The sequence below is a fragment of the bacterium genome, from assembly GCA_016786595.1.
Lineage (GTDB): Bacteria > Bdellovibrionota_C > UBA2361 > SZUA-149 > JAEUWB01 > JAEUWB01.
Window position 1 is genome coordinate 82,538 of sequence record JAEUWB010000051.1, and the last position, 23,309, is coordinate 105,846.

General features: G+C 45.7%; 23 protein-coding genes and 1 tRNA gene. 16 read left to right on the plus strand and 8 right to left on the minus strand.

What is annotated here, in order from left to right:
• Nucleotides 1-4 precede the first annotated feature (4 nt).
• Nucleotides 5-1,282: a tRNA (guanosine(37)-N1)-methyltransferase TrmD gene (trmD, locus tag JNK13_08115; GenBank protein ID MBL7662702.1), complete on the plus strand. Its 1,278-nt coding sequence runs from the start codon at nt 5-7 to the stop codon at nt 1,280-1,282.
• Nucleotides 1,283-1,550: 268 nt separating this feature from the next.
• Here trmD and JNK13_08120 read toward each other — a convergent pair whose 3' ends face one another.
• From JNK13_08120 to JNK13_08135, 4 genes are all read right to left on the minus strand, one after another.
• Complete coding sequence (locus tag JNK13_08120; GenBank protein ID MBL7662703.1) at nt 1,551-1,817, minus strand: hypothetical protein; 267 nt, start codon at nt 1,815-1,817, stop codon at nt 1,551-1,553.
• A gap of 236 nt (nt 1,818-2,053) precedes the next feature.
• Nucleotides 2,054-2,254, minus strand: a complete 201-nt coding sequence (locus JNK13_08125) for a hypothetical protein (GenBank protein MBL7662704.1) — start codon at nt 2,252-2,254, stop codon at nt 2,054-2,056.
• A gap of 42 nt (nt 2,255-2,296) precedes the next feature.
• Complete coding sequence (locus tag JNK13_08130) at nt 2,297-3,706, minus strand: hypothetical protein (protein MBL7662705.1); 1,410 nt, start codon at nt 3,704-3,706, stop codon at nt 2,297-2,299.
• Nucleotides 3,672-4,250 carry a 4Fe-4S dicluster domain-containing protein gene (locus JNK13_08135; GenBank protein MBL7662706.1) on the minus strand — a complete coding sequence of 193 codons (579 nt, stop codon included), beginning with the start codon at nt 4,248-4,250 and terminating at the stop codon, nt 3,672-3,674. The genes JNK13_08130 and JNK13_08135 overlap by 35 nt, the downstream gene beginning before the upstream one ends.
• 144 nt (nt 4,251-4,394) lie before the next feature.
• On the opposite strand from JNK13_08135, the gene JNK13_08140 reads away from it, so the two are divergent.
• From JNK13_08140 to JNK13_08165, 6 genes are all read left to right on the plus strand, one after another.
• Nucleotides 4,395-5,012 carry a DsbA family protein gene (locus JNK13_08140; GenBank protein ID MBL7662707.1) on the plus strand — a complete coding sequence of 206 codons (618 nt, stop codon included), beginning with the start codon at nt 4,395-4,397 and terminating at the stop codon, nt 5,010-5,012.
• A gap of 105 nt (nt 5,013-5,117) precedes the next feature.
• A complete protein-coding gene (locus JNK13_08145) occupies nt 5,118-6,062 on the plus strand; it encodes an RsmE family RNA methyltransferase (GenBank protein MBL7662708.1) in 945 nt (314 codons plus the stop codon).
• Nucleotides 6,043-8,487 carry an RDD family protein gene (locus JNK13_08150; protein ID MBL7662709.1) on the plus strand — a complete coding sequence of 815 codons (2,445 nt, stop codon included), beginning with the start codon at nt 6,043-6,045 and terminating at the stop codon, nt 8,485-8,487. The genes JNK13_08145 and JNK13_08150 overlap by 20 nt, the downstream gene beginning before the upstream one ends.
• A 198-nt stretch (nt 8,488-8,685) precedes the next feature.
• Nucleotides 8,686-8,758 (plus strand) — tRNA-Phe (locus JNK13_08155).
• 284 nt (nt 8,759-9,042) lie between these two features.
• The gene (locus tag JNK13_08160; GenBank protein MBL7662710.1) at nt 9,043-10,110 is read left to right on the plus strand and encodes a hypothetical protein; all 1,068 of its coding nucleotides are present in this window, start codon (nt 9,043-9,045) and stop codon (nt 10,108-10,110) included.
• Nucleotides 10,097-10,441 carry an Hpt domain-containing protein gene (locus tag JNK13_08165; protein ID MBL7662711.1) on the plus strand — a complete coding sequence of 115 codons (345 nt, stop codon included), beginning with the start codon at nt 10,097-10,099 and terminating at the stop codon, nt 10,439-10,441. The genes JNK13_08160 and JNK13_08165 overlap by 14 nt, the downstream gene beginning before the upstream one ends.
• 416 nt (nt 10,442-10,857) lie before the next feature.
• Here JNK13_08165 and JNK13_08170 read toward each other — a convergent pair whose 3' ends face one another.
• The gene (locus JNK13_08170) at nt 10,858-11,448 is read right to left on the minus strand and encodes a polyisoprenoid-binding protein (GenBank protein ID MBL7662712.1); all 591 of its coding nucleotides are present in this window, start codon (nt 11,446-11,448) and stop codon (nt 10,858-10,860) included.
• Nucleotides 11,449-11,859: 411 nt separating this feature from the next.
• Here JNK13_08170 and JNK13_08175 point away from each other — a divergent pair, with 411 nt between their 5' ends.
• Complete coding sequence (locus tag JNK13_08175) at nt 11,860-12,276, plus strand: hypothetical protein (GenBank protein MBL7662713.1); 417 nt, start codon at nt 11,860-11,862, stop codon at nt 12,274-12,276.
• Between the two features lie 450 nt (nt 12,277-12,726).
• Nucleotides 12,727-13,308 carry a hypothetical protein gene (locus JNK13_08180; GenBank protein MBL7662714.1) on the plus strand — a complete coding sequence of 194 codons (582 nt, stop codon included), beginning with the start codon at nt 12,727-12,729 and terminating at the stop codon, nt 13,306-13,308.
• A gap of 189 nt (nt 13,309-13,497) precedes the next feature.
• Here the strand turns inward: JNK13_08180 and JNK13_08185 are convergent, their stop codons facing one another.
• Both JNK13_08185 and JNK13_08190 read right to left on the minus strand, forming a co-directional pair.
• Nucleotides 13,498-13,962 carry an HIT domain-containing protein gene (locus JNK13_08185; GenBank protein MBL7662715.1) on the minus strand — a complete coding sequence of 155 codons (465 nt, stop codon included), beginning with the start codon at nt 13,960-13,962 and terminating at the stop codon, nt 13,498-13,500.
• A 96-nt stretch (nt 13,963-14,058) separates the two neighbouring features.
• The gene (locus JNK13_08190; GenBank protein ID MBL7662716.1) at nt 14,059-15,546 is read right to left on the minus strand and encodes a PhoH family protein; all 1,488 of its coding nucleotides are present in this window, start codon (nt 15,544-15,546) and stop codon (nt 14,059-14,061) included.
• Nucleotides 15,547-15,783: 237 nt separating this feature from the next.
• Here JNK13_08190 and JNK13_08195 point away from each other — a divergent pair, with 237 nt between their 5' ends.
• The gene (locus tag JNK13_08195; GenBank protein ID MBL7662717.1) at nt 15,784-15,987 is read left to right on the plus strand and encodes a hypothetical protein; all 204 of its coding nucleotides are present in this window, start codon (nt 15,784-15,786) and stop codon (nt 15,985-15,987) included.
• A 27-nt stretch (nt 15,988-16,014) separates the two neighbouring features.
• On the opposite strand, the gene JNK13_08200 is transcribed toward JNK13_08195, so the two are convergent.
• Nucleotides 16,015-17,280 (minus strand): insulinase family protein, encoded by a 1,266-nt coding sequence (locus JNK13_08200; GenBank protein ID MBL7662718.1) that lies wholly within the window; start codon nt 17,278-17,280, stop codon nt 16,015-16,017.
• Between the two features lie 143 nt (nt 17,281-17,423).
• Between JNK13_08200 and hisS the strand changes: the two genes are divergently transcribed.
• The 6 genes from hisS to JNK13_08230 all read left to right on the plus strand — a co-directional run.
• On the plus strand, nt 17,424-18,779 hold the full coding sequence (hisS, locus tag JNK13_08205) for a histidine--tRNA ligase (GenBank protein MBL7662719.1): 1,356 nt from the start codon (nt 17,424-17,426) through the stop codon (nt 18,777-18,779).
• A gap of 53 nt (nt 18,780-18,832) precedes the next feature.
• Complete coding sequence (locus JNK13_08210; protein MBL7662720.1) at nt 18,833-19,306, plus strand: NUDIX domain-containing protein; 474 nt, start codon at nt 18,833-18,835, stop codon at nt 19,304-19,306.
• Between the two features lie 21 nt (nt 19,307-19,327).
• Nucleotides 19,328-20,698: a dipeptidase gene (locus JNK13_08215; protein MBL7662721.1), complete on the plus strand. Its 1,371-nt coding sequence runs from the start codon at nt 19,328-19,330 to the stop codon at nt 20,696-20,698.
• Between the two features lie 627 nt (nt 20,699-21,325).
• The gene (locus tag JNK13_08220) at nt 21,326-22,006 is read left to right on the plus strand and encodes a hypothetical protein (GenBank protein MBL7662722.1); all 681 of its coding nucleotides are present in this window, start codon (nt 21,326-21,328) and stop codon (nt 22,004-22,006) included.
• A 389-nt stretch (nt 22,007-22,395) separates the two neighbouring features.
• Nucleotides 22,396-22,926 (plus strand): hypothetical protein, encoded by a 531-nt coding sequence (locus JNK13_08225; protein MBL7662723.1) that lies wholly within the window; start codon nt 22,396-22,398, stop codon nt 22,924-22,926.
• Nucleotides 22,927-23,079: 153 nt separating this feature from the next.
• Nucleotides 23,080-23,309 (plus strand): immunity 53 family protein (locus tag JNK13_08230; GenBank protein MBL7662724.1); only part of this gene is annotated, 230 nt, incomplete at its 3' end.

The following is a 23,309-nucleotide window of genomic DNA, read 5'->3' on the forward strand; positions in this document are numbered from 1 at the left end:
TACTATGAAGTTCCAAGTCCTCACACTTTTTCCTGAGCTGATTGAATCTTTTCGTCAGACTGGACTTGTACGCCGCGCTATTCAGGAGGAAAAACTGGCAATTGAGCCAATCCATTTAAGGACTTACGCGATTAATGCACATGGTCAAGTTGACGACACTCCTTATGGCGGAGGGTCAGGCATGGTGCTTCGGCCTGAGCCGACAGTGGCTGCAATTCGTGAGGCCAAGGCTAAGGACCCAGCGGGAACTGTAATTTACTTCACTCCTCGCGGGAAGCCCTTTACTCAGGCTTTGGCAAACCAGCTCTGTCAGCAGAGCATTGAGAGTAGTTCTGGATTTATTTTGCTGTGCTCGCGTTATGAGGGTTTAGACGAGCGCGTTGCGGCCAATTACGTTGACCATGAAATTAGTCTTGGAGACTACGTGCTGCAAGGCGGAGAGATTCCAGCGTTAGCTTTTATTGAGGCAGTATCGCGGTTAATGCCTGGAGTGTTAGGTAATGCCGAGTCTCTCAGTCAAGAAAGTTTTTCGGCAGGGCTTCTTGAATATCCGCAGTATACAAAGCCCAAGGAATTTGAGGGGCAGTCAGTGCCTGAGATTTTAACAACCGGTAACCATGCCTTGATTGAGAAATGGCGTGAAGAGCAAGCGTTAGCTGATACTAAAAAGCGCCGCCCTGATTTAATTGCACGCAAGGGGCGAGCAGGTGCTCCGCTTAAAGCGTCTGTCTATGTGGCCTTGATTCACCATCCGGTACTTGGCAAAAAGGGAGAGATTATTACCTCTTCAATTACCAATCTAGATCTGCATGATATCTCACGCAGTGCCAGAACCTTTGGACTTAAGCAGTTCTATGCCACTCATCCGGTGCGAATTATGCGGACCTTGGCGGAGAAGATTTGCGAGCATTGGGAAACTGGATTTGGTGCAAGTTACAACCATAACCGCTCGGAAGCCTTGTCACTGATGCGGGTAGTTACTGATTTAGATGATGTTTTAAATGACATTGAAGAAAAAACAGGTCAGTTTCCGGTGATTGTTGCCACATCAGCGCAAGTAGCTCCTGGAGTTTTAAGTTTTGAGCAGTTACGAGCGGAGCTTGTGAGTGATGAAAGGCCATACTTGATTTTACTAGGCACGGGCTGGGGACTTGCCCCTGAAATTCTCGTTCGTGCGACGTGTCGCCTTGGACCAATTAATGGCCCTGGCGAATATAATCACCTGTCGGTGCGTGCCGCTGCGGCGATTATTTTTGAAAAACTACTCGGGACTTCGGAGTAGTAGCGCCCTAGGGAAGCAGAGTCTCCCTAGGCAGCAAAACCTTTGCTACAAGCTACTGCTCAGATGAAAATGGAAAAGAACATATGAAGTATAACCACTTGAGGCAGTCATATCTACTTATCAGAGGCTAAGCTAAAACAGCGAATAAAATCAATCAAGGTATTAAATTTTAACTAGAATAAGAGGAAGGGCCAAAGCTTGTAGATAAAAGAGGTAGAGAAGGAATGGTTTTTATGCATTCCTTCTCGAAAAACCTCAGCTGCAAAATTTAGCCCTCGACACGGCAAATTCGCTTGTTCGGACGGCTGTTTTCGCGCCCCTCATAAGTGAGCCAGCGGTGCCAAGCTTGATACCATGCAGTTTTTGCTTCGCGATGGGTGTTGCGGTGGAGGGTGACAAAAAGTGCGTTTCCGTCATGCACGACAACAGGTCGATAGGTGCCCGTGCTTGCAGGATCCGAATTGAATGGAGACGCACTGAGGCTGCTAGCAACGACGAGAAGCGCTAAAGCGCTGATGATTCTTGTTCGCATCATGTTTTTCTCCGGTAGCCAGACAAATTTTGTTGATGTCTAACAAACCCTTGAGTAGTGCGGACATATTCAAGGGTTTGTTAGTAAAAACCATTGCTACAAGCTTCTGCCCGGATGCGTGATGGAAAGAACCTAAATCATTTCCTCAGAGGAAACAGTAGTAGATTACTATTTGTAGAATGCTTAAACAAGATAGGATTTTTGGGAAGCCTTATCGGCGTAATAGATAGTTACAGGCTCTAACTTCCACCATCGCGTGATTTATTGACGATCGTCAGCTTACCGTCCTTGATCATCTGGAACAGACGCGCGATCTCTTGTGATTCTGTTTCGTCAAGTTCCCCATCGCCATACATGGCTTCAATCAGCTCTTCATGTTCATCCTCAGTCAGGACGCCATCGGCGATTACGCGGTCTAATAAAGCTTTAATTTCTGACATAGACAGATTCTCCAGAGTGAGTTCCGGACTAAACTTTACACATTATTCAGCCTTAAAGGCAAACAATTGACTTGCTTCATTGGCACTTGAGTCATCCTCAGTTGAACTTGCCTCGGCCGTAAAGACTTTCACAATTTGATTAGTTAGCGTTGTGACTTTTTCAAGATTAGAGTCAATTACAATTAATTGCGCTAAGAAATTCTGCCTCACTGTGCTACTGTTCGCTACCGTAGCGTTAACTAAGCCCCAAATCCCAATCACTGTTTTCTCGTAGGTGCCGTCTCGAGCATAGACAATTTTATAAACCGGAAGGCCGCTTTCTTCATCGACCACCAGAACTTGTCTACCAGTAAGGAGAAAACCATCTTCTGGGATGATCTCGTAAATATAAACTTTGCGCGGAACATAAAAAGCAGCAGTTGGCATCCAGGCTGCTTGCTCAGGGTAACGCTTCGATTGATAGTTTAAATGCGCAATCCGCGTACTACCATCAACTGTCAGTTCTGGGCGTTCAACTAAAAACACCCCCTGGGCTGCGGGTGGCAGTGTATTGCTTGCAGCAGTGCTGGTTCCTGCGGCTTCTTCTGGGGCCGTTTCAGGAATTAACTTGTAGGGTTTGAGCCTGGCAAAGGGCACAAGCAAGGTGCGCTCGTCAATAAACTTTATTGTTGTCTCTGTCGGCTTGTTAAACCAGACATAGAAATCTTGCGGCGTGAGGTTGCTGTTTAGAATTGGGTCAGAAATGTTTGAATTAAAGACACGCCGTGTTTTGCCGGTCACTGGGGAAGAAATAAAAATTTCATCTTCACGCGCTGAATCGAAACGGAAGTTAAAAATTGAAAAGCCAAAAACTACAGCCGGACTTAAGAGACGAAAAACCGTGCGGCTTTCCAGTGCTGGGCCAAGTAAGGAAGCTTGCGTGGCACTTGCTGGATAGTATTCGGAATAGATCAATCCACTGGCAGTGCGTTGCGGTTCGCTTTGATTAGCACCAAACCAAGCAAGCTCAAATCCATTGACTAAACGCGGCGTTCCAGAGGTGCGAAAAATTATTGATTTTAATGTTTCTGCATTTCTCGTGACGTTAGATTTTGCTGCTGCTAGCGGACCTCTCCAGGGGAAATCGAGCCGTGAATATGTAGGCAAGGTAAGTAAACGGTTTTTTACCAGCGGGGCTAATGTTGAGAGGACAATTTCATGAAAAATTGCGATGTTCCCACTGTGAATTAATAATGGTTTCTCATCTCCAGTCGGTAGCGGCAGTGGCGGAAGATCTTGCGGAATGCTAGCAACGGCCGGCCGCATTTTTTCTTGGGCAAAAGTGGCAGTAGCGAATACTAACAAGCTGAGGTTCAGCACTAAGCCAACGAGGCAGCTAAGCTCAAAGCCAGGCTTCAATATCGAACTTCGACCTGCCCTAGTAGTTGCTGCTGAATGGATTTTTTTCGACATCTTGCATGTGCTGCAAATGCTCTTGCATTAGTGCTTCGGCACCTTTGGTTTCAAGCACTTTAGACCTGAGCATTAGTGTTTCCTTATCTTCAATAAACGCCCGCGGGTCAGCCGGATAAATTTCTGGGTGGATTCCAGTGTCCATGCGGATGGCATCAACTGGACAGGCATCAACGCAATAACCACAGTAGATACAAAGTAGCGTGTCGATTTCATAGCGGTCAGGAAATTTCTCGATATTGGGGTCATCGTGTTCTGCAGCTTTAATGTAAATACATTTAGCTGGACAAGCTGTGGCGCAAAGAAAGCAAGCAGTGCACTTAACGCTACCATTATCATGCAGCGTTAAACGGTGGCGGCCACGGAAGCGTGGCGAATAATTCAAATGCTCATTGGGGTATTCAATTGTTGCCCAAGGACGTTCTTTGGTTTTAATACCGACTACACTCAAGAGATAACGGGCAAGATTCCCAATCAGGTGCCTACTGGTAACGAGCACACCTTTGAAAATCTCTACGAAATATAGGCGCTCAAGGAGCGTCATTTGTTCGATACGTTTCACTGCTTTTAAACCGTCCTTTTAAGAATCAGAATAGTTCTTTAGCACAAACGGGTGTGTATTTGACAAGGTTTTGAAATTATAAGAGAAACTGGGGGAATATTTGTTATTTATAAAGAGTTTATACACATGACCCAAGTTGTCGAAATTTTCTACTCATTTCAATGTCCTTATTCATATCTAGGGATAGACCGCTTATCTCAACTCGAACAGAAGTTCGATGTCAGGGTTCTTTGGCAGCCGTTTTCAGCTAAAGCTGCAGGACAAGCCGGACCAAGCGCAACCTATTCGCCAGAACGCGCAAACTATATTCGCGAAGATGTAGTGCGTTTAGCTAAGCGTATGGAGTTGCCACTCGTGATGCGCGCTGATTGGCCAGAGAAGGAGCCTGATCCGGAGCGTAGTACGCGTGGCGCTGTGATTGCAGGTGATATGGGCCTTTCCATGGAATACAACATCAAGATGTTTGACTGTTGGTGGGGAACCGGAGAGGATCCAAATGATCAAGCCTTTTTAATTCAATTGTGCGATGAGCTTGATGTTGATCCAGGTGAGTTTCTGGCAAAGCTTTCCAGTCATGATACCCGTGAGCGTGTGCGCGGCCTTTATAAGCGCGGACGTAAGCTGATGGTGTTTGATACACCGATGATTATGATTGGCGAAGAGCGCTATCAAGGCATTGACCGCATTGCGATGGCCGAAGAGCGTTTAACTGAGATGGGATTAAAGCGCTCGCGCACAGTCTAAACGCACTTATCAACGCGTAACAAAATTAATTATTCGCGCCGCGAACTGGCAGCTTATTATTGTAAGGCATGCATAGGGAAGCTCTGATTACGAGGAGAAGCGAGCTTGCGTAAGATTCGATTTCTAGCCGAAGCAAATTTACGTGAAGTGGATTTACCGCTTGTTGCCAGTGCTGCATGCACGATCCGCGGCCCCGAAGCAAAGCATGCCGCCCAAGTTCTGCGTTTGGTCAGCGGGGTTTGCGTAGAAATTCAATTCCCAGATTTGCAACAAACCTGGCATGCACAAATTAATTCTCTCTCAAGTTCTGCAATTGAACTGACCTTGTTAGATCTAGTCATCACAAAAGATTTACCCATCGTGCACCTTGTCTGCGGTTTATTGCGCGGTCCCAAGAACGACTATTTGATCGAAAAAGCAGTCGAGCTTGGAGTTACTTCAATTTCGTTTTTTAAAGGAATTCGCTCTCAGGGCGAGGTAAGTTCAGATTCACGCTTGCCGCGCTTTAATCGGATTGCTCAAGCTGCACTCAAGCAATCGGGTGGAAGTTTGATCCCACAGATTGCAATCTATGACTCGCTTGCAGCAGCGCTAAAAACACTACATCCTAACTCTCAGCCGCGCTTGTCGTTAGCACAAAGGCAAACCCTTGATAGCTCACCAGCCGAGATTCGTTTATTCTGTTCGGAATATTCTCGCACGATGCTGGTGGGAGAAACACAGAGGCAAGTCACTGAAATTAATAGACAAATTAATCGTTTTGGATCGAATCAGTACAATCTTGAGAAATTTAGCAATCCTGCCGACATTAAGAGTACGGAAATCCAGAGTACTGGCAATGACTTATTACAAACATTCATTGTCATTGGTCCAGAGGGCGGATTAACTGCTGAAGAGGAAGCTCAGGGTTGTGAGGGATTTGGTTATAAACAAGTTTTATTAGGTTTTAAGACACTTCGCGCAGAGACTGCTGCAGTAGTTGCTTGTGGAACGCTGCTCCAGATTTTAAGCGAGGCCATGTTAGATTCAAATGCGTTGTCCAAAGTGTAGCTCAGTATCGTCAAACAAAAAGGACTTATGTCCCAAGTGTCGCACTGACTTACGCGCCTTAAAGAAAAAACTCGGAATTCCAATTCATCACCCGAAGTTGTCATATTCGGCACTACGCGCGGTTGAGCTAGGTGAAGAAAGCTCAAAATCGAAAATGAAAAAGGCTGAGGAAGCCAATCAGCCTGCAGTTTTAAACCAGCCACCACAGGCACAGCAACCTCAGAAGCTAGCGCCCCAGCTAGTGCAAGCAAAAATCCAGCAATCTCAAGCGCCAAACCCGAAGCAAGCGGCTCCGCAAGTTACTGAGCCAATGCAGGAAATTCAGTATGAAGAAGTTAGCGAGAAAAAATCCTTTTTCACCTCACTACTCGGCAAATTTAAGAAGACCTCTGGCTCAGTAGATGATGATGCAGAAGTGTTAGACATTAAAGCTCTGCCTACTGAAGAAGAAGAGCTTTTTGAAATTCCAGAATTGCTAACTCCAGGACAAAATTCAACCCAGCCGCTACCTCAGCTTCAGCAGACTAATGTCGGGCAGATACAATCTAAACCCACTCAGCCAATTGCCTCTCATTCGCAAACATTGCCAGCGCATCCAGTAACACAAAATTCTTCGAAGCTTGATCAATCAACACTTCAAGCCTCAACCCCTAGCAGCGCTACCGCAGATAAAATTACACCAATCATTGCCCAGCCTTCTCGCATTCCGCCCAAACCAGCAAGAACAAACACCGACGAATTGCAGAAACTTGTTTCTCAGCAACCGTCGACAATCAGCCTCAAGCCAACACAACCAGTCGTCAGTTCACAGCCTGGTGCGAGACTTTCTGCGCATCCTGCGGCGGCAGTCAATACTCAGGCAGTGCAGTCAGACACGCACAAAATTCCTCCACAACAACAGCGCGATCAAATTAACAACGAATTAATACAAACTGATTCCCCAGTGCGACATGCACTAGAAGGCGCGCTCCCGAGCATCGCTTCGCTTGAAGCCGTCGAGTTTAACGATGACTTGGCAGATTTAGAAAAGCAGCTCGATGCCTTACTCGGAGATGAAGTCGTTGACATTCAAGCTGTACGTGAGGAGGAATCGGAAACCTCAGCGCAAGGCGAATTTTGCTCACTTGAAGTTGATTTTGAAGGCGACGACGCAGACGAAGAAGAGCAAGAAGCGGCTGAAGAGCAAGCTGCAGTTAGTGAAAAAGACGCAGCTGTTGCCAAAGTCAAGAATGACCGATTGGAACTTGAACTTAGAAAGCTTGAGACGATGATTAGTCGGCTTGGTGGGTCTAAAGATGAAGTCAAAGAGCTAATTGAAATGGTTGCCGGCATGTATGGCATGACTGTTGAAGAAATTGAGTCACGCTTAGACCAGAAAGAAGTAGCTGCAGAAGCTGCGGCAGCGCCTGCCCCTGGAGTGATTTTAAGCGCGCCCGTTGAAGTCGATTTAGACGTGGTAGTTGAAGAGGCAGATGAAGATAGCCTTGAAAATCTTGATCAAGAGCTGGAAGCAGCAATCGCTGCGGAACTTAAGACTACTTCCGCAATCGATCAAGCCATTAACCTCGCAGATGGCATTGAGGCTTCATTTACTAACCTTCCTGCCTTTAATCCACTTAGTTCACTTGAAGCAACTTCTGATGTCGCACTTTGGGCGAGATTGACGCAAGATATTCAAAATTTCTACCAAGATGAATATGAAATCGCAGTTCACGATACAATTGGTTTTACGCGTCATAACGACTTTGACGTTCTTTTTGCTCTAGCTGAAAAGGAAATTCGCGACCCAACTACAATTTCTCGCTACATGAACGCCGTAACAATTGCCGATGCCGACAAAGCTCTCGATACAGTTGATTTGATGAGCGAATTTGCGAAATATTCCGAGCAAGCAATCAAGGCTGATGAAGACATTGAGGAAATGAAGAAAATCGGCAGAGCCGTTTTCGTTGCCGAAGAAGAAGAGTCACTGGCTTTGATTGAGTCTAAGCCGGTTGAGCGTTTGGCTGCGTTTGTTGTTGACTTTATCGCTAGTGCAGCGCTGGGTATTGTGCTTTTTTGGTGGTCGCTAGTTCCCCTCGCAGTGCGCCAAGCAATTATCGATGGCGACAAGGTTTACACCTTTGAAATTTACTTAGTAGCACCGAAGCTACTTGCCGCGATTTTTGTGTCCTGGCTTGTCTTAACTACATTGCAACTTGCCGCTAATGGTGCGACCCTAGGTAAAAAACTTTTTCGACTAACTGTCGTTACTCATCACGGCTACATGCTGAGCTTCAAGGAGGCCCTGCTGCGCACAGCACTCCAATCAACTGTTTTCCTCACCCTTGGGCTAACAGCCTTAACAATTCTGCAAAAGAAACCAGCCCTCTACGACCGCCTTGCTGAAACTGCGGTAACTAAACGCCAAACGGAAAAGAAGTAGAACTTTTTCAAGAAGGGGAAGAAAAAGTTAAAGCCTAAGCCTAAGTGGCAATTTCCCAGATAGCGAGGTCAGGCAAGAGCTTTCTTCAGAGTATCAAGCCACCCCGAGCACTCACTTAACCTTGGAAAAATTCAATCGTTTGACGACTTAAACGCCTCTGTCGTATGACCCTACACTTACTGATTTCATTCCAACTGCGCCCAGGTAGCTCAGTCGGTAGAGCAGCGGCCTGAAAAGCCGCGTGTCGGCGGTTCAATTCCGTCCCTGGGCACTCCGATGGGGTTGGAATTTTTCTAAAATCCTACTGCGACAAACACTTTTGGTCTGCGACTTCGTCAGCAACTATAAAAAATCCTGCAACGTATCGCAGGCTTATACGACTCGGATTTTTTATAGTCGCTTCCTCGTCTCGCCTCAAAATTGTTTGCCTCGCTACGGATTTTATAAAAACTCCAACCCCATATCGTTCGCTAAAAAGCTACATTATTTAGACTAAATTTATTGGGCAGTATGTATTTTGCCTCGAGATGTGTTCTAATGTGTTCTAGTTATTTTATGACTAATCGAATCACAGTTGATAAAATCTTGGCGGCACTGACAGGGGCAGGGGAGAAGTCACTACTTGAAGCCTTACGAGAATTAAATTGCACAAGTCCAGTTTTAGTCAGTGGCAAAGAACCCTTTCGGGTCACACGCTTTCTGGATTTTATTAAGGCCGAGGCTAAGCAGCGAAAACTCGAACCCGTAACTTTCTACGCCCAGGATTTTACTACCCAAGGTAAGCAACGCGAACTAAAAAGCCAGCTTGCTAACATTTCGCTCTTTTGCCCTGAATCATTGACGATCATTAAGGGACTTGAAGGCGCTAAGGCGGGAGTAATTGATTTTCTTAACAGCGCACTTGTAACGCTCCCCAGCCATTCGACTGTAATGCTCGTTGCCGCTGGTAGTGAAACCAATAAGGCCCTGGAAAAACTCGAGGTTAAATCAAATCTTGAAATTTCTGCACTTAACCCAGAAAACCTTAAACGCTGGATCTCACGCGAAAGCGAACGTTATGGACTAAAAGCAGTCGAGAGTGAAGCTGCAAGTTTGTTGGCAGAATTATTTCAAGAAGACCTTGCTGGTCTATCGCTTGAGCTTTCGCGCATCGCCTTAATCTTGAATCCTGGGGAAACTGTCACGCGCCAACATGTCGAAACGCTAACTCATCTTGAGCGTGAACAGTCGGGATATTTCTTAATTCGCTCAATCGCGGCACAAAACCTTTCTGCTGTGCTTGACCAAGTGCAACGCTTAATGCGCCAAGGTCAACATCCACTTCAAGCCGTCTATTTTTTGAGCCAAGCCACACGGGCATTAATCGCGGAAAAAGAATACGGGAAAGCGGCTTCGACTCAGGCCAAAGACGTTGCTAAGTTTTGGGTGCTGAAAAACCTTTCTGGCGTTTCTAATCGTTTTAGTCTGGAGGCTTTAACGCAGATGCTGAGCGAACTTGCTACTCTGGACCTTAGTATTAAAAGTTCAAATCTCACCCCAGAATTCCTCTATGAGCAGGCCTTACTTCGTAGTACGCTCTATCCATTAAGTCAGCAAATGGAGACAATTCGTGGCGCTTCCTGAAATCCCACCCGTACTGCAAAAGGCATTTATGCTTTTTTGCGATGAATTTGCCCAGCATGAGAAAATTTTTACAGCGGCGTTGAATGCCCCTGAGCAAATGACAGCTTTACTGGAGCAAGTGCGCCAGCGCCTACATACTATCCGTGGCGGCGCGGGCTTTTTTCAGCTCAATGAAATCGTCGACTCGAGTAAGGCCGGAGAGCTCTTGATTAAATCCCTTGGCGGCGCTGCTCCAAGTCCTGAGCAGCTGCAAGAAATTTCTGGGCATGTGCAAAAGGTTTTAGCCCTGGGCCGGGCTTTGGTTGCGGAAGTGAAGGGCGGAGCTAAATAAGCCTCTAATCAAAACAATCTTGTTATTAATGAATTTAATTGCCTGTAGATGGCAATAGTGAAGACAAAACTTGCAATTAGCTGTGACTGCGAACAAAGTCCATTCGGCGAAGCCCGCTCTGACTTCTACCCGAACGCTCACGCCGAGGGAAGCGAAGTCGAACGGGCTCAGGGCAAGCTCCGCAAGCTGTTCACTTGGTTCTTCACCCGTCATTGCGAACGAAGTGAAGCAATCTGTTCACTGAGCACGAGAAAAATATTGTTTACCGGTGAACAGATTGCCGCAGTCGAACAAACAAGTTTGTTCTCCTTCTCAATGACACGAAACGCAAACAGATTGTAGAACCTGGTCTGCGTTCAGCTCCGGCTATTCTTGCCCTGAGTGGGTCGAAGGCAGAGCAACCTCGGCCTTAATTTCTAGCTCTGCTTTGTTCCTTCGACCTGAATCTCAATCTTCACCTCATCGCCTACGGCAACTCCACCAGTTTCAAGTATTTTGTTCCAAGTCAGGCCGTAATCTTTGCGGTTAATTTCAGTGCTTGCGATAAAAGCTGCATGCTCCTTGCCATAGAAGGGGTCTTTAGCTGCACCTTCAAAAGTTGCACTTAAAGTGACGGGCTTTGAAATGTCTTTAATTTTTAAAAGCCCATGGATTTTGAAGTTCTTGTCATCGACTTTTTCGACAGACTTGCTAGTGAAAGTCATTTTCGGGAATTTCGTTGCGGCAAAGAAATCATCGCCACGTAGGTGGTCATCACGTTTAGTTTCATTCGTATTAATACTAGTCACATCGATTTCGGCATTAACTGCTGACTTTGTAATGTCCTTTGTGTCGAACATAAAGTCGCCTTTAAATGTATCAAAGCGCCCGACCACGGTGCTGATACCTAAATGCTTGATTTTAAAAATTACTTGAGAGTGCGCAGTGTCGATTGCATAGTTGTCGGCGGCTAAAGCCGAGGTTCCAGCAAAAATAGTTAGTATTGAAAGTAATTTAAAGCGTTTCATTCATATCTCCTTAGATCGGCAAGCACCCTTAAAAGCGGGCTTATTTAATAACAACAACCAGGCGCATTCTATCCGGAAAATCTTTCTGGGCAAGGCGCTGTGTATGCAAGAAGACTTGATACTTTTAAGCTTTCTGATAAACTTCATGCCTATTTCGTAATTCTAAGTTTTATTCTTTGGGTAGATGACTAATTACTTTTCGCCTCAAGTGCGTGACAGGACGCGTGTAACTTGCGGCGAGGAGAGAGAATTTTTAGGTTTTTAACATTGACGATCGACTTTTTTAAGTCTGTGGGCCGTTTTGTGAACTTTGATGGCAGAAATTGCTTATTTGAGTTTTCAAAACGGTTCAGGGACGCCTGTAATCGGTAATCCTTCCGGACAGGAGGGGGTAAGGAGAACGCAAGAAAGATGATCGATCTACAATGGTTAGGAAAGTGCATTAAGCTACTTGAAGGGCTCGAAAGAAACATCCGCGAATGCGGATTTGAAGACCAGGAATGCGGGTATGACGACGGAGATCTGTGCCTTGCTGCGGACGTATGCAAGGGCGCTGCCGCGATTTTGAGCGGTAAGGGCGAACCCAACAAAATTGGATCTCCTGAAACTCAGGACTTCAATAAGGGAAAAACCTTGACGACGCTGCTGCTCTTGATTGGCGGAGCACTTCGCGAAGTCGAGCCAATGATTCCCCACATGCAAGCTTCCGATGCTGCGCGGAGTGTTCAAGAGGCTGTTGATTCGCTCGACATGCAATTGAATGCGGTGAGGACTGCGATTACGAAGCGCAAGCAACAAAAGGACTTCGCACGAGCTGGTTCGGGATAGGTTCAAAAGGGAGGTGGTGACAGCACCTCCCCAGAACTTTTCAGGATTAATTCTCTCTCTCAGCCTTTTTCACCGAGCCTGCTTCTCCGCACCTGCTCTGGCTTTTTCCAGTTGCAATATCTCTAATATAATATTCCCAACTCACGCCACTTTAACTTAATCAAGCCCTGAGCAGGAAAAAATCTATCTTTTTTTACCTAAAACTAAGAAAAATATTTCAAAAATGAACACACGTTCCATTGCTTAACTAGATCCCGACTGCTACGAAATAATTTGAGACAAAGATCTTGCTCAACTCGGCAGATGATTTTCGAAAGATTACATCCAGCCAATGTCGTAAATACGAATCAGAGTATATGCCGGCGTGTATATACTGAGTGTTTAATAAGTTGTGGTGGTGAAAGTGGTCGATTTCAATGTTTTTGCCGAAATCGACCACCGCGGTGGCGGATGAATAATTACTCAGCATTAGACATCGACCTAGACTCTAGAAAAATACTGGAGACTAAGATCATGAGTAGCGACTCACAGGGACCAAGGAATTTAAGTACAGGCAACGCTGTTCTGAAAATTAACCCCGAAACTAAGCAAATTCATTTTGATTACGCAGAATTTCTCTACATTCTTTGCCAAAAAGCAGATTACTTAATCACCTGTCTAGAGCGACAGAAAGAGCCACTGCGCATGCTCGAGAACGTCTTTTCCGTAGCTGTCACATTGCTCGACTCCTTTTCGATTTCGGATACGACAGGCAAGCATCGTAAGCTGACTTTAATCAAATCCGGGGAAAATGATTTTCCCAATAGCTACCGCAGTATCGAAAACAATTGCCTAAAAAGTGACGGCTTACTCGATCTCAAGCTTTTGCTCGAAAACATCTGCAAGCGCGGTGATGAAATTAGTAAATCAGAGGAAACCGAAAAAGAAAAGCTCGTGGCATTACGCGATATTCTCCACAATGCTACTCACCTGATTCGTAAAGAACGAATCCTCCGTTTTGGTCATGACGACTGGTCCGAGAGGCAGATGTGATGTAGCAGGCCCCATCACAGACTTAGGCTTGAACTTGGACTTAACCTTCCCCTTTATCCCCCTATCCCTAGTGTCATCCTACTATAGAAACCGCAGGTCTATAGTAAGATGACAGGAGGGGAGAATAAAGGATAAGGTTAAGTCCAAGTTCAAGCCTAAGAACTAAAGTAAATCTTTGGTTGATACTTCCTACCTTGCCATCAAATGGAAATGCAAATATCCAATGTGTTGATAGCCGGGGCCGTTGGTGAAGATTTTATAGCCATGATATTTTTCCTCGCGAATGTAGCGCCCCATTACGGCGTAGGCATCTTCGATATAAGTTAAATCGTCTTGGGAGAAATCCCCAACTTCCTTGATGTCTTTCTTAGGGAAAATCACATAGTGAATTGGCGCCGAAGGAAAGGGGTGCTTGATCATGATCGATTTATCGGTTTCATAGACAAGGTCAGGAATTGTTCCAGAGGGGAGCTTTTGAGCCCAGACTGAAGTGATAAACCCAGTGATTTTTGCTGGCGTCCAGCAATTTTTATTACAAGCCTCAGTCGGCACAAACTGCCTGATACAGGTGTCAGAGAATAAATAAACTCCAGAGCCGAGCCCAAGCACCAGCCCAATTAAAATTCCAATGACAGTGTAAAATCTAGCACTCATGACTTTATATCATCTGGAAAAATCTCTCGCTCCTACGTGTCCGCCGGAGCCGGCGTAGCCGCGTAGGCGGAAGAAATTGGCCAACATCAGACGTAATCATAGTAGTTCGTTGGCGGCCTGAGCGAGATCACTACGGATGATATTGGTTAGATGTAAATGCACCGCTTGCGGCCAGTCTCTAAAAGCATTGATTGCATGGACTAGTCCATTGTTGCGGCGTGATAGTAGTTGATTGTCGATCTGACTTTCATCCCCAAGCACAACTACGACACTGCCTTCGCCAAGACGAGTAAGTAAGACCTTAAGCGGGCCGCGTTCGATATTTTGTGCTTCTTCAAGGATTACAAAACAGCGCCTAAATGTGCGGCCACGGATATAAGTGAGCGGTACCATTTCGAGGCGGTCTTCCATCTCCAGCCAAGTCTTAGCATCAAATCCTTTCTGCGTGGTTTGCGCTCGATAAACCCCGCGTTGTTTGCGCCCTTCATCTGGTGAGGGAACTTGCACAATCGCGCGCAGGTTATCCTCAATCGGACCTCCCCAGGGGCGGACTTTTTCTTCGAGAGTGCCAGGCAGATAACCCATCGAAGTGCCAACTTCAACCATCGGGCGAGTGATAATAATGCGATCAAACTGATTACGTTCGATTCTTTCCCAGGCAGCAGCAAGTGTTAGAAATGATTTACCGCTACCAGCTGGGCCAGAGATTGTAATCAAGCGCACTCCACCTTGAGCCATCGGGTCCGATTCTCCGCAGCCCATCAAGGTCCAGAGTAATAATTTTTGTCGCGTGTTTTTGCCTTGCACTTCGCCAGCAACTTTTAAGTAGTCGACTTTGGAGCGATCGATGATTTCAGCTTGCTTGCGCTCGGGGTCGCGCATCAAGGCATAGCAGTAGTGCACACTTGGGTTCTCACGATTTACGAGGTGAAAAAACTCGTTCATAAAAGGCTTAAATTTCGGCTCGTAATAGCCAGCATTAATCGCCCGATCGAGTTCTTCGGGGCTAAGTTCAATGCGGTGGTAGCCCATTTCGTAGTTCATTTCTGGAGCGCAGACTGATTTTAATTCCTCGGCGGCAAGTCCATAGACGCTGCGTGCCAGCACGCGGATGATGCGGTCTTGAGTGATGAGTGTGACGTGTTTATCGTCTGTGCTAGCTTCATCATCGTCACTTTCGCTGCGCTGAGCTGCAAGACTATCTTCAATCTCCAGGGCGGTGGCAAGAATTTCGTGTGCAGCGTTACTTGCCTTTAATCCCCAAGCGACAACTTTGTTCGAGTTTGGGCGCGGGGCAATTCTCAGCGTGCCGCCTTTTTCTGTTTCTACACCTTCAAGCAGTGAGCCCAGGCTTGAATAATACTCAAGTTGCCGTCCGGCTTCTGCGGCAACTTTTGCCCGGTCGCCAGAGTCGTCTTTGATCGAGTCGAGTTGATCGAGCACGACCCGTGGGATGATAATTTCGTTATCGCCTAAGACACCTGCGAATGCAGGAAGTCCGGAGCCGACACGAAATGTAGTGACGTCTTGAACGAGTGAAATAATAGCGGATGTATCTAGAACGAAAATTTTACTTGTTGGCATATATATTGGGGACTGTCGCCCAATTAAATTTCTATTGCAAGGAATACATTTTGGCTGCGACTTTGTCTGGGGCTCATAAAAAATCCTGCGACGTATCGCAAGCTTATACGACTCAGATTTTTTACTACCCATCCTCGTCTCGCTTAAAATCTATTCCTTTCATGACGAAATTTGATTGGGTGACAGCCCCCGAGCAGTATTCGGAGTTATTTTACTGCTTAGTGGGCATAGAAAATCTTGAATTTTGATAATAAGTTCTATACTGTCACGGTCAGTATGTGGGTTGTAAAGATTCAACAGATAGGCGATGAGCTCGGCATAATTTTGCCTGAAGAAATAACTAATGCCTTTGGTCTAGTAGCCGAAGGAGAGTTTGATGCAGTAATTGATGGGCGCAATTTAGCCATTGACCTTATTAAGCAAACGAATCAAGAAGAGTAATTTATTTTTAGTTCAAGGTTTATTGCCCTAGCTACAAAGTCGCTCAAGTGCCTTGGGATATTTAAATCCTTTGACGTCACCCACGGTAACCGCTGTCCAGCCCTTGGGTTTAAGAATTTGGTGGCTTAATTCAATCAGGTGCTTGAGGTTTACGTTATCGAGTTTTACGAGCACTTCTTCGAGCTCGATATAGCGCCCAAAGATTATTTCCGTCTCGATTAGTCGCCAGAGTTTGGTGGAAAGACTTTCACTGGCAAGTAAAACTTGCGCACGAAAGCACGAGCGCGCCCGAGAAAACTCCTCCTCGCTGATGTCGCCTTCACGAATCAAGCGCAGCTCCTCGGCAATTAAATTTAGCGCATCGCCGTATTCCTCGCGGTTAAAAGTGCCAGATATCACAAAGGCGCTACGCGTAGAGTAAGAATCAAGAAATGTAAAAAGCGAATAAGCAAGCCCACGGTCTTCGCGCACTTTTTGAAATAACCTCGAGCTTGATCCCTCACCGAGCAGCATGCTGAGTAAATTTGTGGCGATAAAATCTTCATGTTTAAGGCCAGGTGCTTTAATTCCGAGAGCTAAGTAGCACTGCGAAGAAGGGTGCATGCGAATTGCCTGTCCAGAGCCAACACTTTTAGGGATTTTTAATTCAAACGCTTCACCACTAGGAAGGCTACCGAAAAGGGCCGCAATTTTTGTTGTTAAGTCGAAATTAATATTGCCCGCCGCGCCAATCAGGATGCGCTTGCCGCAGAGCATTGCTTTGATACGCTTGTAAGTCATCTTTAAGCTAAGCTTAGGGACGGATTTAATTGTGCCAAAAACTGGTTTTGCCAATGCCCCGGTCAGCCAAAAGCATTCGCTGAATTCTTGTGTGAGGACATCAATTGGATCATCTTGGGCTTCGAGAATTTCCTGGGCGATAATATCTTTCTCGAGCTTTAAGTCCGATTCATTAAAGGCAGCTTCAAGCAGCATGTCCGAAAAAAGTTGCAATAAATCTTCCGCCCGATCAGCGGGGACACTTCCCACAAGAGCAATGCTTTCTGTGTCAGTATATGCGTTAACATCGCCACCGAGTTCGTCCATCAACGCGGCGATTTGTTTATTCGTTCGTGATTTTGTGCGGCGAAAAAGCAAGTGTTCAAGCAGATGAGTAATGCCAAGTTCAGAATTTGTTTCATCGCCACTGCCTCCACGGACCACTATCGCCAGGGAGAGCGAGCGCGAACCGGGCACGTCTTCGCTAAGAATTGTTAGCCCATTGGGCAGGATGTGACGCAGGCGGTTAGTCATATATGTAGGATTATAATCCTTGCTCTTGCACTTGAACTTGAACTTATGCTTTTACCTTAATTTTAACACTATTCTTATTTAAGGTTAAGAGTAAGGCTAAGTTCAAGAGCAAGGGTAAATAATTTAGTAGGAAATAGAGAGCTATGATTGAGCCACGAGTCCTTAAGGGGTTTAGGGATTATTTGCCGAATGTCGAGATTTTACGTCGTCGCATGATGGCCGACCTCTCACAGGTTTTTTCGTTATTCGGCTTTGTGCCGATTGATACTCCGGCGCTTGAATATAGCGAGATTCTTTTAGGCAAAGGCTCCGATGAGTCTGACCGCCAACTTTTTCGTTTTAATGATCAAGGCGGCCGCGATATCGCCATGCGTTTTGACCTGACCGTGCCACTAGCGCGCTTCACCGCACAGCACATCGACACTCTCGGTACACCTTTTAAGCGCTATCACATTGCTCCAGTTTGGCGCGCTGAGAAACCGCAGCGTGGGCGTTACCGCGAATTTGTGCAATGCGATTTCGATACGATTGGCACAAGTTCACCTTATGCGGACGCAGAAATTGTCGCCGTAATGAATGCGGCTTTAACTAAGCTTAATATTCCACACTGCATTAAAGTTAATAACCGCCGCGTCTTAAATGGCTTCCTCGCGTCGCTTGGGGCAGACAGTTCAGGTAATGCTGTTTCGGGGACTTCAGTCTTGCGTGCACTCGACAAACTGGAAAAACTTGGCCGTGAGGTTGTCACTGCTGAGCTTGAAAAAGAAGCGCGACTTTCTCCGGAGCAAATTGAAAAGGTATTTTCCTTTGTTGCGCTCTCAAAAGGTGATGCTGCAGCAGGCACAAAGGACAGCCAGGCTTTAATTGAAAAGCTCTTTGCAACTTACCCTGCTGAAGATGCCAAAAATGGAATTACTGAACTGCAAACCGTGATCACTGGCGCGCATGCATTAGGCGTTCCTAAAAATCAGCTCGTGATTGACCTTTCCATTGCCCGTGGACTTGATTACTACACGGGGTCTGTTTTTGAGACCGTGCCGCTGGATCTTCCGGAAATTGGATCAATCTGCTCAGGGGGGCGCTATGACAATTTAGTGGGGAGTTTCTCTAAGCGTCACCTCCCGGGTGTGGGAGCTTCAGTCGGACTGGACCGCATTCTTGGACTTTACGAAGCGCTGGCCAAGCTGCCTGAGCAAGCTTCAACTGCTTCAATCTTGGTAACTGTGCTTGACCAAAGTGGCTATACGACCAGTGCTGGAATTGCCACAAGTATTCGTCAAGCTGGTCTTGCCTGCGAGGTTTATCCGGAAATTTCTTCGCTGAAAGATCAGATCCGCTATGCTAACAAAAAAGGCATTCGCTATCTTGTGATTGTCGGTGCTCGCGAAGTTGAGTCGGGAGCTGTGGCAATTAAAGATCTAAATGCTCAAACGCAAACTGACGGAGTAAAAATCGCTGCAGTCGCGACTGCATTACAAAAGCTAATGTCCAATGACTGACCAAACTTTCTTTTGCGGAAAAGAAAGTTTGGATCAAAGAAAACGAATGTTTTATGTCAAATTTACCGTACCGCAAAAACGTCGCCATCTTTGTCCTCAACCATGAAGGTAAAATCCTCCAGTGCCAGCGCACGGACCTAGCAACTGTCTGGCAGATTCCGCAAGGCGGCATTGACGAAGGGGAGCATCCGCAGGAGACGCTAAAGCGCGAGCTTTTCGAGGAAGTTGGTATTAGTGAATACGCACTCCTTGGACAGCTTTCTCAGGAGCTACGTTACGACTGGCCGGAAGCGCTCTATGACCGCGGCTTTCGTGGGCAAGACCAGACCTATTTTGTAGTGCAGATCAAAGCTGGAACTGAAATTTGCTTTAACGCTGATCCGCGTGCTGAGGTTGAGTTTGGTGCGTATGAGTGGGTTACGCCTGATAAGTTTATGGACCGGATTCAAGGCTTTAAGCGTCCGCCGTATGAAAAAGCCCTAGAGCTTTTGCTTAAAGAGTTTGGTAAATTCGTTTACAGCAAGTAGACCGAGTATAAAGCGAGCAATATGTCATTAGAAAATTTAAAATCCGCCTATCAATCAATCAAGAAATCCGCCTTAGATCGTTACTTTGAGTTTATTCGTTTTGAGAGTGTCAGTTCTGAAGCTGAGTACAAGGATGAAGTTCTGAAGTGCGCCGACTGGCTTGATGCTGAAGTCAAGAAGCTCAATTTCAAAACTACCTTTTGGCAGACTGATAACTATCCGGTGCTTTTTGCCGAGAATACTGAGGCAGGGCCGACTAAGCCGACGGTGCTGCTCTATGGTCATTATGACGTTCAGCCGGTTGACCCGCTTGAGCTCTGGGAGTCGCCTCCCTTTGAGCCAACGATTAAGGGCACGGAAGTTTACGCGCGTGGCGCGGAAGATAACAAGGGCCAGTGTAGTTATGTTTTAGCTGCGCTTGAGATGTTGCAGACTGTGCATGGCAAGTATCCGGTTAACATTAAACTTTGTATTGAAGGCGAGGAGGAAATTGGCAGTCCCGGATTACTTAAAATTGTATCTCAGCATGCACGCGAGCTAAAAGCCGATCATTTATTAATTGTTGATGTTGGTCTGGAGGCGGCAGACAAGCCGGCGATCACGCTTGGGGTGCGTGGTTTGGTAACGATGGACGTGGAGCTGACTGGATCGCGTGGCGATTTACATTCTGGAGCAAACGGCAATTTGGTTTATAACCCGAATCGTGCGCTGGTGGAGATTTTAGCGAAGGCTCGGGACGAGCAGGGCAAAGTTTTAGTGCCTGGATTTTATGACAAAGTTTTACCGGTTAGTGCTGATGAAAAGGCGTTGATTAATTTAGAATTTGATCAAGCCGAGTATGAGCGTTTAGTTGGGGCCAAGGCAATTAGCGGAGAGCAGCCTTATCCGCTGCTTGAGGCGCATTGGTTGCGGCCGACCTTTGAGATCAATGGCATTGGTGGCGGATATACTGGCTCGGGTTTTAAAACTGTGATTCCGGCCAAGGCGATTGCCAAGATTTCTTGTCGTTTAGTCCCGAATCAGGATCCTTGGGAGATTGGAAAGTTGGTTCAGGAGTTTATTGAGAAGAATGTGCCTGAGGGGATTGAGTGTAAGGTGACGATTCGGCCGGGGGTAGGGACTGCGGTGCGCTCGAGTCCGCATACTACGGTTGCCAAGGTATTGAGTCGTGCCTATGAGGAAGTTTTAGGAAAGTCTTGTGATTGTATTTTAAATGGCGCTTCGATTCCGATTACGGCGGAGTTGGCCAAGGCAAGCGGGGCGGATATTTTGTTAGTTGGTTATGGCTTGATTGACGACAACATTCACGCCCCGAACGAGCACTTCGGCCTAGGCCGTTTTGAGAATGGGGCGTTGACGATTGCCCGTGCTCTCGAACTATTCGGTGAATAATCCCTGTCTAAGTTCCTGTCATTGCGAGGGAGCGCAGCGACCGTGGCAATCTCCCGCAATGCGGGGCAGCGAGGTCTCACGGGAACCCCTTTTCGCTCATTCTCGCACGCTTCTCGACCGAAGCGTGCTCCGAGGCTCAGGCGATTTTTTCTGCGTATAACGCAGTCGAAAAAAATCGCCATCGAATCCGCTCAAACAGCTTCCCCTGAGACCTCGCTGCTAAGATCAGCAAAACAGCCCAGCAAATTGTCATCTTGAGCGAGTATGTTGCAAAACGAAAGTTTTGCAACTGCGTAGTCGAAAGATCTCCAAGCAGAACCTGTAACGACCGGAACTCTTTACCCGCGAAAACACAGTGGAAATTTTCCGATTAAAGTTTTTCTGAGACTGGTATGGGGTTACTATCCTTAACAAATTGGCAAGGACCATTCTCACATAATCACAAGAATATTTTATAAGTCAGGCAACAAACATCTAACAGTGGACGATAATCTATCTGGAAGTGTATTAATGTGCTGTTAAGTATGGCTGCAAAAGTAACCCTGTACCATTAGGTGAATAAATCGTCTTTTTTTACTTCAATAAACTTCATTTCCGGACGATAATAAAAGGCGTATTAATGCCTTTATGACCGATTCGTTCACAGGTGAAAAGTTCATTTTTGTTTTTCTCGACGATGGCACTCTTGATGTCGTTAGTCCCAGAGGCGATCTGATGGGTGCCTATGAAGGAATCGATGTAGGAAATGGCGAATACACCTTCTTCGACGACCAACTTAGAAAAATGGTTGCTAACTTTACTAAGCCCAACCGGGAAGGAAAATTGTTAGGCTTTATTAGTTGGGTTCAGTCGGGAGAGTATGAATTAAAGGCGGAGCAACCAAGTAAAAAAGAATTCATATATCGATTAAGTTTTATATCAAGTGTGAATCCTAATTCGTGGTTCAAAACCATCGAAGAAATTCGAGAATATGCAGGGAATTTACCAGATACAGATGAAAATTTTTCTCCAAGTTTGGAAGGCAAAGAAAAATTTATTGGAAAGTATCTGCTGGTTGGTCTCGATTATTTAGATACAGATGGAAACCTAGATAGGCAGGAACAGGTTCACGGCGTTATTATTTCCATTGACCAATCCGGGCTCATTATCAGAAAGAGTGACGGCTCAGAATTTAACTTACCACCAGCCCTAGCTAACCTTGAAAGCGCAGCTGAAGGAATATATCGTTTACGTGGAACTGGCGAGGAAGTTATCGATCCTGACTATTTAATGAATTGGACCATTCGTCCTCCTAAAGAAGAAGTATGAAACGAGGTTGGGTAACATTTGCTTTAGCTTGCTTCCTTGAACTCACTGGTGCCAGCCTCCTCAGCAACTAGTGAAAAATACTTATAAATTTTACTGATACTGCTACGGGGTTACTATCCCCGATAAATCGGGAAGTAATAATCCAAGTTGAGTGGATTGGGTTAATAACAGAACTTGAAGACGCCCATGAGCACCTCAAAGATCTTATTGATGAAATAGCCGCTAAGGGGGATAGATATGACGAGGATGAGTTCTACATTTCGCTAAGGCATGTTTATGCGCACATTAATCGAGCATGGAATGCTCGCAATCACATAGGCGATATAAAAGATTTAGAATGGGCGGAATATAGTAACTTTCCTACTGATATTAAGCCAGTAAGGTAAGGCATGAAATTCTTAATTGCGATTTGTAAACGATTACTTTCTCACTTTAAGAAAGAATGGAATTTTGAGGATTATCCAGTCGAAACTTGGGAGCTTCCAAACGCCTCTGATGACAGCGACCGCGTTAGTGCTGGAATAATAAATTGGCCTTCAATGGTTGAAAGAGGTTCTACCGCTGAGGAAGCCATAAAAAATCTCAAAGAAGACTTTTTGCGATATAAAGAGCACAATACATCACTGCCGAGGCCTGGGACTAAAGTTCCGCTTAAATTTGCTCCTACTGCACAAATGGACAAATACGAAGATGTAGCAGTGGACTATTTTGAGAAGGTTCTTCGGCAAGATTACTACGATGGTTTTTATTCTGATGGATCTTGCTTCAATTATTTTGAACCAGTTGAAGACGAAGAGGGTGCCAAGCAATTCAAAGAAATGGTCATAAACCGAACTCGTGAAATATATGATATTGATGTTTCTGATATCTATGACGGCCCTCTATATGCAGTGTTGGCGCGAATTAAAAATAAACAATAACCTGAAGCCAATTAACTGGTGCCAGCCTCCTCGGTAACTAGGCAGTCGATGCCAGGTGGTGAAAATGATGAACGTATGCTTTCTTCCCCTGGTGGATAAATAAGTCCTTGGATAAAATGATTTAGATTAGAAATTTTTCTTTACTTAAAAAGTATGAATGTATTTCAACAACTAGGTGATTGGTATATGTCCCAGTGCGATGGTGACTGGGAACATTCATACGGCGTCGTCATAGAAACCCTGGACAATCCTGGATGGAGAATCAAAATTGATTTAGCAGAGACTAGGCTTTCTGGGCGATTTTTTGATGCTGTTCAAATCAATAATTCTGAAACAGATTGGATTGTTGTAGAAATTCAAGAAGATGCGTTTATCGGCCATGG